Annotated in this window: 12 protein-coding genes; 6 read left to right on the forward strand and 6 right to left on the reverse strand. The window is 43.6% G+C overall.

What is annotated here, in order from left to right; genetic code table 11:
• Window positions 1–72 precede the first annotated feature (72 nt).
• Window positions 73–2,307, reverse strand: a complete 2,235-nt coding sequence (gene ppk1, locus DXK30_RS03650; protein WP_390178020.1) for a polyphosphate kinase 1 — start codon at window positions 2,305–2,307, stop codon at window positions 73–75.
• Between the two features lie 157 nt (window positions 2,308–2,464).
• The gene (mtgA, locus tag DXK30_RS03655; RefSeq protein WP_102093061.1) at window positions 2,465–3,154 is read right to left on the reverse strand and encodes a monofunctional biosynthetic peptidoglycan transglycosylase; all 690 of its coding nucleotides are present in this window, start codon (window positions 3,152–3,154) and stop codon (window positions 2,465–2,467) included.
• Between the two features lie 297 nt (window positions 3,155–3,451).
• On the opposite strand from mtgA, the gene DXK30_RS03660 reads away from it, so the two are divergent.
• The 4 genes from DXK30_RS03660 to DXK30_RS03675 all read left to right on the forward strand — a co-directional run bounded on the left by DXK30_RS03660 (window position 3,452) and on the right by DXK30_RS03675 (window position 7,231).
• The gene (locus DXK30_RS03660; protein ID WP_114700493.1) at window positions 3,452–3,760 is read left to right on the forward strand and encodes a glutaredoxin family protein; all 309 of its coding nucleotides are present in this window, start codon (window positions 3,452–3,454) and stop codon (window positions 3,758–3,760) included.
• Window positions 3,761–3,816: 56 nt separating this feature from the next.
• Window positions 3,817–5,016 (forward strand): alpha-hydroxy acid oxidase, encoded by a 1,200-nt coding sequence (locus tag DXK30_RS03665; RefSeq protein ID WP_114700494.1) that lies wholly within the window; start codon window positions 3,817–3,819, stop codon window positions 5,014–5,016.
• Window positions 5,017–5,197: 181 nt separating this feature from the next.
• Window positions 5,198–6,271 carry a rhomboid family intramembrane serine protease gene (locus tag DXK30_RS03670; protein ID WP_114700495.1) on the forward strand — a complete coding sequence of 358 codons (1,074 nt, stop codon included), beginning with the start codon at window positions 5,198–5,200 and terminating at the stop codon, window positions 6,269–6,271.
• Window positions 6,272–6,418: 147 nt separating this feature from the next.
• The gene (locus tag DXK30_RS03675; RefSeq protein ID WP_114700496.1) at window positions 6,419–7,231 is read left to right on the forward strand and encodes a MipA/OmpV family protein; all 813 of its coding nucleotides are present in this window, start codon (window positions 6,419–6,421) and stop codon (window positions 7,229–7,231) included.
• A 228-nt stretch (window positions 7,232–7,459) separates the two neighbouring features.
• On the opposite strand, the gene DXK30_RS03680 is transcribed toward DXK30_RS03675, so the two are convergent.
• The 3 genes from DXK30_RS03680 to fumC form a co-directional block, all read right to left on the reverse strand.
• On the reverse strand, window positions 7,460–7,933 hold the full coding sequence (locus DXK30_RS03680) for a hypothetical protein (RefSeq protein ID WP_114700497.1): 474 nt from the start codon (window positions 7,931–7,933) through the stop codon (window positions 7,460–7,462).
• On the reverse strand, window positions 7,930–8,163 hold the full coding sequence (locus DXK30_RS03685; RefSeq protein ID WP_114700498.1) for a hypothetical protein: 234 nt from the start codon (window positions 8,161–8,163) through the stop codon (window positions 7,930–7,932). The genes DXK30_RS03680 and DXK30_RS03685 overlap by 4 nt, the downstream gene beginning before the upstream one ends.
• 295 nt (window positions 8,164–8,458) lie before the next feature.
• On the reverse strand, window positions 8,459–9,862 hold the full coding sequence (gene fumC / locus DXK30_RS03690) for a class II fumarate hydratase (protein WP_114700499.1): 1,404 nt from the start codon (window positions 9,860–9,862) through the stop codon (window positions 8,459–8,461).
• 212 nt (window positions 9,863–10,074) lie between these two features.
• Between fumC and DXK30_RS03695 the strand changes: the two genes are divergently transcribed.
• Window positions 10,075–10,740 carry a 5-formyltetrahydrofolate cyclo-ligase gene (locus DXK30_RS03695; RefSeq protein WP_227670793.1) on the forward strand — a complete coding sequence of 222 codons (666 nt, stop codon included), beginning with the start codon at window positions 10,075–10,077 and terminating at the stop codon, window positions 10,738–10,740.
• Entirely contained in the window at window positions 10,740–10,994 is a 255-nt protein-coding gene (locus tag DXK30_RS03700) for a hypothetical protein (RefSeq protein WP_114700501.1), read from the forward strand. The genes DXK30_RS03695 and DXK30_RS03700 overlap by 1 nt, the downstream gene beginning before the upstream one ends.
• Before the next feature lie 128 nt (window positions 10,995–11,122).
• On the opposite strand, the gene DXK30_RS03705 is transcribed toward DXK30_RS03700, so the two are convergent.
• Complete coding sequence (locus tag DXK30_RS03705; protein WP_114700502.1) at window positions 11,123–12,484, reverse strand: Na+/H+ antiporter family protein; 1,362 nt, start codon at window positions 12,482–12,484, stop codon at window positions 11,123–11,125.
• Window positions 12,485–12,732: the final 248 nt, after the last annotated feature.

Below are 12,732 nucleotides of genomic sequence, written 5' to 3' on the forward strand. Positions count from 1 at the left end.
ACCAGTATTTACCAGTGCTTGGTTAGATAGATAATTGAATAGCTGATTATCATCTAAAGGTACTTTTACGAATTAGCTAGATTCCTCGACACGATTGATCGTTTTTAATAAATGCTCTTGTGCGACGTGTGGCTCCTCACCTGCTGCTGGCTGTAGCTGATGCCAAACGCCAGTGCCATCAAGTGTCCATGCTTGCGTATTATCCTGTAAGTAGTTAATCAAGCCATCTTGATAAATCTGCTTAAACAGTTTCTTGTTCTCAATCGGGAACGCCACTTCTACGCGATGGAACAGGTTACGATCCATCCAGTCTGCACTACCGCAGTATAGACGCTCATCGCCATTATTATAGAAATAATAAACGCGCGTATGCTCTAAAAACCGTCCGATAACAGAGCGTACCGTGATTTTTTCAGACAGCCCTTTTACTTGTGGACGTAGACAACACATAGAACGCAAAATAAGCTCAATTTTAACACCTGCCTGCGAGGCATCATACAACTTATCAATGAGGCGGCGCTCAGTTAACGCATTGGCTTTAATAATGATATGAGAACGTTTGCCCGCTTTGGCATGAGCGATTTCATCATCGATAAAGCTCATCAACTTCTCATGCAAAGTAAACGGTGCATGTAGCAGTTTTTTGAGGTTGGCAGGCTTGCCCATGCCGGTTAGCTCTTGGAATATCTTGTGAACATCTTCTGAGATATCAGGATCAGCGCTAAACAGACCATAGTCCGTATAGACCTTAGCATTTGCCGCGTGATAGTTACCCGTACCCAAATGGACATAACGGCGGATTCGGTCGTCCTCGCGGCGTACGATTAGCATGAGCTTGGCATGAGTCTTGTAACCGACGATACCGTAGACCACGACCGCGCCTGCTTCTTGTAGATAGTTGGCAACTGCGATATTAGACGCTTCATCAAAACGCGCACGCAGCTCGATAACAGCCGTGACTTCTTTGCCATTACGAGCAGCGGCCGCAAGTGCTTTGACGATTTCTGAATTGGTACCTGAGCGATATAGCGTTTGTTTAATCGCCAATACTTTGGGATCGCTTGCTGCTTGCCAAAGTAAATTAATAATCGGTGAGAACGCATGAAAAGGATGATGAACCAACACATCGCTTTTACGCATGGCAGCAAACATACTGGTCGATTTATCTGACTTATCCATTTCTCGGCGAAATGCCTTTGGCACGACATGAGTAAATGGCTGGTAGCGTAGCGCAGGAATATTAAAGTCAAATAGCAAGCGCGTTAGATTGACTGGGCCATTGACACGGTATAGCTGATTGTCATGCAACTCAAACTCATTAAGCAGATACTCACTGATATGTGTTGGGCAATCGGTTGTGACCTCAAGGCGCACCTTATCACCAAAGCGACGGTTTTCAAGCTCGCCTTCTAGTGCTTTGGCAATGTCTTCGACATCATCAGCCAAGTCTAAATCGGCATTACGTGTCAGCCTAAATTGATGACAACCTGTCACACTCATCCCAGGGAATAGCTCACCGATATGCTCATGAATAATAGCGGATAGCATCACATGATGCTCTTTGCCACCAGTTAGCTCATCTGGCAGACGAATCACGCGCGGTAGACTGCGCGGCGCAGGCACAATCGCCAAGTTAATATCGCGTCCAAAGGCGTCTTTGCCTTCTAATGTAGCGATAAAGTTTAAGCTTTTATTCACGAGACGCGGGAACGGATGCGCCGGATCAATACTAATCGGCGTCAATACGGGTACGACTTGCTCCGTAAAATAGCGCTTCATCCATGCAGACTGCTCAGCGTTTAGCTCATCACGCTTTAGGTAGCGAATATCTTCGAGCGCGAGCGCTGGCAGGATATCTTCATTGAGAATACGATACTGCTCACTGATTGCGGCATGAGTAATAATAGATATCTCGTTTAACACTTCGCTAGGACGCATGCCATGAGCACTGGTCGATACATCACCGATGTTGAGCTTTTGCATGATGCCAGCGACACGAATCTCAAAAAACTCATCGAGATTGGATGAAAAAATAATCAAGAAAAATAAGCGTTCAAGCAGTGGGTGACGTGAACTAGATGCCTGCGCTAATACCCGCAGATGAAACTGTAATAAAGACAAATCACGATTGATATAACTGCTCGGTGAATAGCTGCCATCTTCTGAGCGTTGCCATTCGATTTCGGCCAAGTCATTCTGGATATTATCTACACTAATGTCTTTATCAATATTGTCATTAGCGCCATCTTCAACATTATTAACGTCAATCATATCGTTAACATCACCACTGCCCTGATTACTAGTCATCTCTACCACGTCACTACTCCTTTTGCGTTATCGATACGCCATCATCTTTTATCGTTCTGTCTTTATTAGGATGTATCCTCAATTCACTAGTGATCTAAATAGGCGAAGAATGAGGATACGCCCTAGTTTCATTCAAAATATCCTTAATGCTTTATATTTACGAAGCTGCTTGCGGTAATACAGCGTTTTTCATGCGTTTTTTGATAATACGTTGCTTGTTACGTAAACGCTTATCGCCTTGATTGTCTTCGTAGTACTTTGGATTGGTAAGCATCGCAATCAGAAGCGCTGACTCATCTCGGTTTAGATTGGCCGCAGACTTATCGAAATAATGATGCGCGGCTGCATCAATACCATAAATACCGTTGCCAAACTCCGCTACATTTAGGTAAGCGGTCATAATGCGCTGCTTATCCCATAGCGTTTCAATCATCACAGTGATGACAGCCTCTTCAGCTTTACGCACATAAGAGCGATGCGAGGTGAGGAACAAGTTCTTTGCCAATTGCTGAGTAATCGTTGAGCCGCCAGCAGACATTTTTCCTGTTTCTTCATTTTTCTTTTGTGCGGCTTTGATACCTTTAAAATCAAAACCACTGTGCTGACTAAACGTTGAGTCTTCACTCACAATCGCCGCTTGCTTGGCAGATTTGGCAATCGCATCATATTCAGCCCATGTCTGAGTAACTGTGCCGCCCGTTAGGCGATGCGTCAACATAAACATGCTGTTGTTAATTGGCTGTGTTTTCCAAATTAATAGTAGCCCAACGACCAATATATGGAATGCGACAACCAATAGCATAATTGCCAATAACAGACGTTTGATAAATGTGCCAAAACTTGCCATGCGCGATATCCGAGTGGTTAAAAAAGTAATAAGATAAGGTAGATACTCTATTAATGACTATGAGACATCAACTAAGAATCAATGATTGTAAACGGGCCATCTATAGCCAATCATTAACTGTTGAGCATTAGTCACTAATAACGATCAATAGCAGGTCATCTTACCTAATCTCACAATCGCTGTCATTATTTACCCCACTTCTTTATGATGTAATGACCGTTAAAGTATTTTATGTTTTAGATAAGCGCGTGCTGAGCATCAGCGCTTTGCAATCAGTATGAAGATAAGAGACTAACCATGCACGATGATAATATAGAAGTATTACGAGCGCGTGTTATTGCAGCAAGCCCAAGCCTAAACAGCACTGAAAATAACAATCAATGGTGGCTACTGGGCACCTCGGGCTGCCATTTATGTGACATCGCCGAGCAAATAATTACTCAGTTTCAGGCGGTACAACCGATTAGCTACCAAAATGTCGATATTGCAGACTTTGATGAGGCGCTGATGATGGAATTTTCCACAGCTATTCCTGTGATTTTGACGCCATCCAAACGATTAAACTATCCGTTTTCGGTGATGGATTTGCAGCAGCTGCTCGCTTAATAGCATTAGACCTATAACAAAGACGCCCTATTACGATGATAAAGTGGTGAGAAATCATGAAAGATTTAAAACCTGTCTTAAAGAAAGTAACAGAGATTGAAGACCTGCGCCGTGTCGCTGAGCGCAAAGTACCGCGTATGTTTTATGACTATGTCGATTCAGGTTCATGGACTGAGACCACGTATCGTAGTAATGAAACTGACTTTGACCGTATCAAACTGCGCCAACGGGTATTGGTCGATATGGACAATCGCAGTCTAGCAACACAAATGATTGGCGAGTCCGTCAACATGCCCGTCGCCATCGCCCCAACTGGGTTCACTGGTATGATGTGGGCAGATGGCGAAATTCACGCCGCGCGTGCCGCTGAAAAATTTGGCGTTCCCTTCTCGCTTTCGACCATGAGCATCTGCTCTATCGAAGATATCGCTACTCATACCAGCAAACCGTTTTGGTTTCAGTTGTATGTCATGCGCGATCAAGACTATATGGCCAATCTGATTCAACGAGCCAAAGATGCCAATTGTTCAGCCCTAATATTAACTGCCGACTTGCAGGTCATGGGTCAACGCCATAAAGACATCAAAAACGGCTTGTCTGCACCGCCTAAACCGACACTTACCAACATTATCAATCTAATGACCAAGCCGCAGTGGTGTATGAATATGCTAGGCACCAAACGTCGTAGCTTTGGCAATATCGTGGGTCATGCCAAAGGTGTCGAAGACTTGTTATCATTAAGCTCATGGACGGAAGAGCAGTTTGATCCACGTTTGAGCTGGGATGATGTGGCGCGTATCAAAGATATGTGGGGTGGCAAGCTCATCATCAAAGGCATCATGGAACCCGAAGATGCCATCATGGCTGCCCGTAGCGGTGCCGATGCACTGGTCGTCTCAAACCATGGAGGCCGTCAATTGGATGGCGCACTGTCTTCTATTTCTGTGCTGTCTGACATCGTACAAGCCGTCCATGCTGAGGATAGCGATATCGAGGTATGGTTAGATAGTGGCATTCGCTCTGGTCAAGATGTGCTAAAAGCGATATCACTGGGGGCAAAGGGCACAATGATTGGTCGCGCTTTCCTCTATGGACTGGGCGCTTATGGTGAAGATGGTGTACGCCGCGCGCTCGAAATCATCTATAAAGAGTGTGATATCTCAATGGCATTCTGCGGTCATACCAATATCAATAAAGTTACGGATGATATCTTGGTAAAAGGTACTTACGAGAATCTTAAAGTTGGTCGTTTTTAGGACTATCAATTTTTAGAGCTATCCGTTTTTAAGCACTTTCCATTTCTGAGCTTTCTAGTTTTAAAAGCTATCAGTCATAAAGATTATGAAAACTTGTGCCATGATGACCTGCGGATACATAACATTATCTGACCATACCCTTTATACTATATATACAACATTTTGATGATATCTCGCTTTTATGACCATTCAACAACTATTAAAAACAGCACCCGTCACTACCCTGCTACTAGCTAGCTTTATAGGGCTATTTATTATGCAGATACTAACGGGTGTCGATGCCAATAACCCTTCCACTGAAGCGCTGCTCAAATGGGGTGCCAATGCCTTACCTTTTACCATGGGTGATGATCCTTGGCGACTGATCAGTAGTGCGTTTTTACACATTGGTCTGATGCATTTATTGTTTAATGGGTTTGCCATGTATTTCTTTGGGCAAATTGCCGAGCCGATGTTTGGCTCAGCCAAGTTTTTGGCGTTATTTTTGCTGGCGGCAATCGGTGGCAACTTACTCAATAGCTATGTGACGTGGCAAAGTATCTTGGATGGTACGGGACAGCCTGGACTATCAGCTGGTGCGTCAGGCGGTATCATGGGTATTGGTGCGGCATTATTAATCGCGGCACTGTTTAAAATATCGGTCAATGGCATGGTGCTCAATCTAAAAAGCCTGATATTTATTATGGGCATCAACCTCGTCTATGGGTTTGCCGTACCGGGAATTGATAATGCTGGTCATATCGGTGGCGCAATCACGGGTCTAGTGATTGCATTGGCTTTTGCGATTGGCTACCGTCAGCGTCTAGCAGTCGCTATACAAAATGCAGCGATTCAGCAGCAGCGCACGTTTAATTCTTATCAAACCAACTATACATACGGTGCTCAAGATAACCCACCATATGACAGTCAGTATAGCGGTCAATATCGTGAACAACACGATAACCAAAGTCCTTATGACCCTACTCCTATCGATCAATCGCCTCACCTTGATGCCCACTCAATCGAGCAAGATACTGCGGTTGCCAACGATGAAACGAATACGGCAGACATATATGCTGAAAGCATTACTGCTAACAATTCACCGTTAAGTAATGAAGCTGTTCATAATAGTATTGAACCCGAAGCACTTAAAAAACCCTCCATTATTTGGCAACTATTACCATGGCTTACGATGTTACTTATCAGCATTGGTTTTGTCTGGTGGTGGCAAGATATTCATCAGCAATTACTGCAAGTACTAAAAGCCATTGAGTAAATGCTCATACTTATCTATCATTGCTATATAGACTCCAAAAACAGCATACTGACCAACATTACTGATTCGTTTTATCGCTTGCCCTTTTGAACACGTTTTGCTTAACCGCACCACTCAGTTATTTATACTCACTTACGAGATCCAATTATGCTAAAACTTGCAGCGCTACCTAATATCTCTACACGTACTATGTTTAGCGCGTTCACCGCTACTGCACTATTTAGTGTGGCTAGCCTGTCTAACGCCGCACTTTTTAATGACAACTTGCCGACTGACAAAGATGCTGAGCTCAGCGTTGGGGTCAATGTCATGGCGGTCAAATCAGCCTATGATCTCGAAGACAGTACTGAAGTGCGCGTGCTACCAGGTGCATTTTATGACAACAACAAAGTCTATGTACGCGGTGCACAAGCTGGTGCGTATCTGATCAATGACGGTGTCAATCAGCTGTCTGCCTATGCCAAGCTTGCGGGTTCTGAGTTTGAGCCTGATGATGCCAATGGCGCACTGCAAGGCTTGGATGAACGTAAATCATCAGCAGAAGCAGGTCTAAGCTATCAGCGCCGTACGGCTATTGGCGGCATCCGCGCGCAGATAGGTGCTGATGTATTAGATCGTAGTGGTGGTAACACAGCTCGCTTGACCTATCTTTCTAGAATCACTAAAGGCAAGCTAACGGTCTATCCAAGTATTGGCTTTGAATATCATGATGCTGACTACAATGAATACTACTATGGTGTCAGTGAAAAAGAGGCTGCTAAAACGGGCGTTGACGCTTATAAATCTAACTCAAGCCTGAATCCGTATATCAACATTAGCGCTAACTATGACTTTAATGAGCGCTGGGCAGGATTTGCCAATCAAAGCGTGAGCTATGTGCCCAATGAGCAATACGATAGCCCAATGGTAGACTCGCGTACGGAAGCGGCGACCACGCTTGGTTTGCTTTATAAGTTTTAATTCAGCTTAGATGTTTGATAACAAAAAGACCTTACTGTGTAATATGGTAAGGTCTTTTTCAGCTTTGAATGTAGATAAAAAGCGTACCCAACAAGCCTATGAACTATATGCTCTTAGAACATATACCTGTTATATATTCCTATAAAGCAGTATCAATGAAAAAACTATATTCTAGTTCAAACTTATATGCAAAAAAATCGATTTGAAAGACATACATGATCGTATTTATTACAAAGAAGTCCAAAATATCTCCTCATGTTTTTTACCACTTACATCTTCCCAACTTATCATAGACTGATATTTGCTAGGACTATTCATATGTAGGGAGGCTAAAAGCTTAATTCTTGAACTTGGTTTCATTTCTTGGTAAGGAAATATTTCTGATAACTCGGCATCAAATAAAGGACTGTCTTCGCAGTCAATCAATTCAAAATGAACATTATATGCACTACCCTGTCCTGTATTAGAAATATAGAAATTGTAAGCCTTTCCTAACTTAGTCAGGCTCACATTAAATTTAGGCTTCGTTTTTTCTGTTTTTTGTTCAGTAATACTTTCTATCTGAAGCCGAGATAACTCTGCAGTTACTCTTTCAAGTTCTAATTGTTCCTTAGCTAGCTCTCTTGTACGAACTAAAGAAATAGTTGAAATTATTGCTGCTAAAATAGAGACTATTAGACTTAAAACTTCAAATTTGCTCATTTGAAGCCCTTAAATAAATTTTTAACTAATTTCTCAGCTTCTGCCTTCATTTCAGGTATAGCCACATCTTTCGCTTGCTCAAACCCTACTTCTTTTAAATCAGTAAGCATGATTTCAAAGTGACAGTTATCGCACTTAACAAAATCATTTTCTTGTAAGTTTTCTGGATGCTCAAACTCATTGTGACCACATTGAGGACATTTTATTTCTATACGATCAGTTTTAGTCATCTTAGCTCCTTGTTAGCATAATAATCAGTCTTTCTAGAATAATAGCACTTATATCACGTATTTATAAACACTAATCGAGTAGTAAACTCACATAGATTAATAAGTACAAGCAAAACATAGAATTAACCTCAAAAGCGCAAACAAAAAAAAGACCTTGCCACATGACAAGGTCTTTTTATCTCTAAACTCTCAGTGGAACAAATATGATGCTGCTACCAGAAAGACGAGTGCAAATTGTACTTATCGTACATTAAGCGAGTCTGACGCCGTAGCAGCTCATTATTTGGTCTACTGCTTACTTAGGATGTACCATATCAGCAGGAATGACCCACTCATCGAACTGCGCTTCAGTTAATAGCTCTAGCTCAACCGCCACTTGCTTCAAAGTTTTGTTTTCTTTATAAGCCGTCTTAGCGATTTTAGCTGCATTTTCATAACCAACATGACGGTTCAATGACGTTACTAGCATCAATGAATTGTGCAAGAAGTCATCGATTTTGTCTTTTACTGGTTCGATACCTACGGCACAGTTTTCGTTGAAGCTGTTGCAAGCATCGCCAAGCAGTTTGATAGACTGCAATAAGTTAAACGCGATAACTGGTTTATAAACGTTCAGCTCAAAGTTACCTGATGCGCCAGCCATGCTGATAGTTGTGTCGTTACCCATAACCTGAGCGACAACCATGGTCATTGCTTCTGACTGAGTTGGGTTTACTTTGCCTGGCATGATAGAAGAGCCTGGCTCATTTTCAGGAATCGTCAACTCACCAAGACCACAACGAGGGCCAGATGCCAACCAACGTACGTCGTTAGCGATTTTGTTTAAGCTGCCCGCTAGCGTTTTTAGTGCGCCTGAGGCAAATACTTCTGCATCACGAGCGGCTAGTGCTTCAAATTTGTTTGGTGAAGTAACAAACGGCAAACCAGTCAAAGTCGCTAGTTGCTCAGCTGATTTTACTGCATAGTCAGGATGGGCGTTTAGACCAGTACCAACCGCAGTACCGCCTAGTGGCAATTCATATAGACCTTGTAGCGCGTTGTCGATACGAGTCAATGAATGGTCAAGTTGGCTCACATAGCCGCTAAACTCTTGGCCTAGGGTCAAAGGCGTCGCGTCTTGTAAATGCGTACGACCGATTTTCACGATGCTATCGAATTCTTTGGCTTTTGCCGCTAGCGTATCGCGTAGTGCTTTTACCGCTGGAATCAATAAGCTGTTGATCTGACGAGCAGCAGCCACACGAATCGCCGTTGGGAAGCTGTCGTTGGTAGACTGTGCATGGTTTACATGATCATTTGGGTGAATTGGCGTGTAGCTGCCACGCTCAGAACCAGCGATTTCGTTGGCACGGTTGGCCAATACTTCGTTCATGTTCATGTTTGACTGGGTGCCAGAACCTGTCTGCCATACAACCAATGGAAACTGATCGACCAGACCACCATTGATGATTTCGTCAGCGGCTTGTACGATAAGGTCACGCTTGTCGCCTTCGATACGCTCTAGGCTTGCATTGGTAAGCGCAGCGGCTTTTTTGACCAGTGCCATCGCTTCAATCATTGGACGCGGCAAAGTCTCGCCACCGATTTTGAAGTTTTCGCGGCTACGCTGAGTTTGCGCGCCCCAATAAGCATCAGCTGGGACTTCTACGTTGCCCATGGTGTCTTTTTCGGTACGAGTTGCCTGATTCTGTGTCGACATAACTACCCTCTTTACTGGTTTGTTGTTAGATAACTGAACGATAAAAAGTGCAACAGCTGCTGCACATAAACGGAAATACGATGTAAAGTGGCGTTATGATAGCATGACTAAGGCGTGTTGAATATTCACAAATAGCCTTGAGCAATGCCTAAAAACGAATGTCTAAAAACGTCTGTCATCACCAATCTGATACTTCATTGGATAAGATACCTATGCACTCTAAAACTATGCCCACTGAGCCAAAAACTTTTAACTCACAAGAACCCACACTAAGTAACCCGCCTAGACGGCACTTTACCCGCCAACGCCGCCAGTTAAGTGAGGGCGCACGCAGACAATTTGCTCAATCTGCAAGCTTATATCTGACCAAACTACAGCAGCGATTGCCTACACATGCACGCATTGGTCTATATTATGATGGATTTGGTGAGCTACCTACTCAGCTAATATTAGACTGGTGTCAGCGCTTAGGCTATTTATCCTATTTACCTGTTGTTGGTTCACTTAGTCGTACCAGCAATGGTAATGATAATAAACGCCTGCGCTTCGTACCTGTTTATCATTCAAAATTGATCAATATCCCCACTCGCGTTCATCAATTAGGCATGAAACAAAACCACAGTCGCGCTCTATTATGGGCATCAGAACTAGACGTGATTATTTGTCCACTTGTGGCGGTTGATCTAAACGGTAATCGTATGGGCATGGGTGGCGGGTTCTATGATACGACGCTTGGTAAAAGCTATCGCTCAGGGGCCAAGAAACCATTAAAGATAGGCTGGTGCTATGATTTTCAAGTGGTTGAACAATTACAACGGCAATCGTGGGATGTGCCGTTAGATGGTTTAATTACGCCAAGCGGCATAAGGTGGTTTTAATGAAAGACGATAAACAGTTTGAAAAAGACTCTAGCGCTGCTGATTCCAGTGCAGACAGTGTGGATGAATATTTGCAAACATTAGGCAATGAGGACGCTAGAGAGCTGCGTTACTACAGTCAAGAGCAGCCCTTTAGCGCTGATGAGATGACACGGCTAGTCAATGAAGAGCGTCTAAATAAACTGCTGGCGCAAAGCGATGAGTTTTTGAGTAGTTTAAGCAGTGAGATAAGAGATTTTGATGAAGATTGTTAGAAAACACATCGATTAAGCGATGAGTAGAGATAAAAAAAGGCGAGCATAGTGACTGTTTATATTAGTTACTATTTACGATAGTTGCTATGCCCACCTTTTATATCAAACCCAACAATTCAAGTCATTTACTACAACACCATCGCGGCTATCCAACCAAAGGCTAGTAGCGGAATGTTGTAATGCAAGAATGTCGGTATCACACTGTCTTTGATATGGTCATGCTGTCCATCGATATTTAGACCAGATGTTGGTCCTAATGTCGAATCTGACGCTGGCGAACCCGCATCACCCAGCGCGCCCGCCGTACCTATAATCGCTACAGTTGCTAATGGTGAAAACCCTAACGAGATACATAGCGGTACATAAATCGCGGCCAGAATCGGAATGGTCGAGAATGACGAGCCGATACCCATGGTCACAATCAAACCAATGAGTAGCATGATAAATGCGGCCATTGCTTTGTTACCGGCGAACAGTGACGCTGCCCCATCAACTAATGGCTGAATCTGCTCAGTCGCTTTCATGACTTCCGCAAACCCTTGAGCGGTAATCATAATAAAGCCAATCATCGCCATCAGCTTGATACCATCATTAAAGACGCTGTCAGCATCACGCCACTTGACCACGCCTGTCGCCATAAACACACCAAAGCCAAACATTGAGCCAAGCAGTAGCGAATCAGTGTATAGCTGCACCACAAAAGCAGTCACGATAGCAGCCAGTGCAACCAGTGTCTTTAGCTTGCTTTGCGACTGTGCACCAGCGGCAGTTTTGCTTAATGCATCACCTTCTACTACAGCATCATGCGCTTGCTGATCTATCGCAACCTGCTGATATGCGCGTGGCTTACGATAGCTGATAAATACAGCAACCAGTAAACCAATTAGCATACCCAATGCAGGAATCGCCATGGCTTGCACCACAGAAATATTGGCAACATCAATGCCCGCTTCACCTACATTCTTTAGCATAATCTGATTGAGATAGATATCACCAAAGCCATAAGGAATAAACATATAGGTGGTGACCAGTCCAAACGTAATCAGACAAGCAATCAGGCGTCTATCAATCTGCATGCGATTGAATGCTAACAATAGTGGCGGTACCAGTAGCGGAATAAAGGCAATATGAATAGGGATTAAGTTTTGGCTAAAGCAGCTCATGGTAATGAGGCCTGCAAACAGCATGTACTTAATCATGCCACTCGTACCGGCAGCATCAATACGCTTGATGACCGCACCTGCTAGCGATTGCGGCAAGCCCGAATGAGCAATCGCTACCGCAAACGCCCCAAGCAATGCATACGACAGCGCAATCTCTGCGCCATTACGGATGCCTTCTTGAAAAGCATTAAGCGTATCAGTAATACCAAGCCCTGCCAGCAGTCCACCTGCCAGCGCGCCGATTAATAAACTGAGCACCACGTGCACTCGCGAAAGTGACAGTCCTAGCATGATAATAACTGCTAGCAATACTGCATTGATGGCCATGTGTTGCCCCTTGTTCTTTATACTTTGGTCTTATTGAGACCTATGAATATTGAAACTAATGAATATCGCCCTGTTGTCTAAAACGTCTCAATGTGAGAGCCTGTTTTAGACGCGCGCCAGTTTACCTTATTTTGGGTATAAAGCCTACGCATAGAACCGATTAGACATCAACATAGGTAGCCAAATAGCACCTATACATCTAAACCCTCTTCTATAATTTCTGACTGTGTTTATCACTCATAGACCAG

It is taken from the genome of Psychrobacter proteolyticus, from assembly GCF_003350005.1.
GTDB lineage: Bacteria > Pseudomonadota > Gammaproteobacteria > Pseudomonadales > Moraxellaceae > Psychrobacter > Psychrobacter proteolyticus.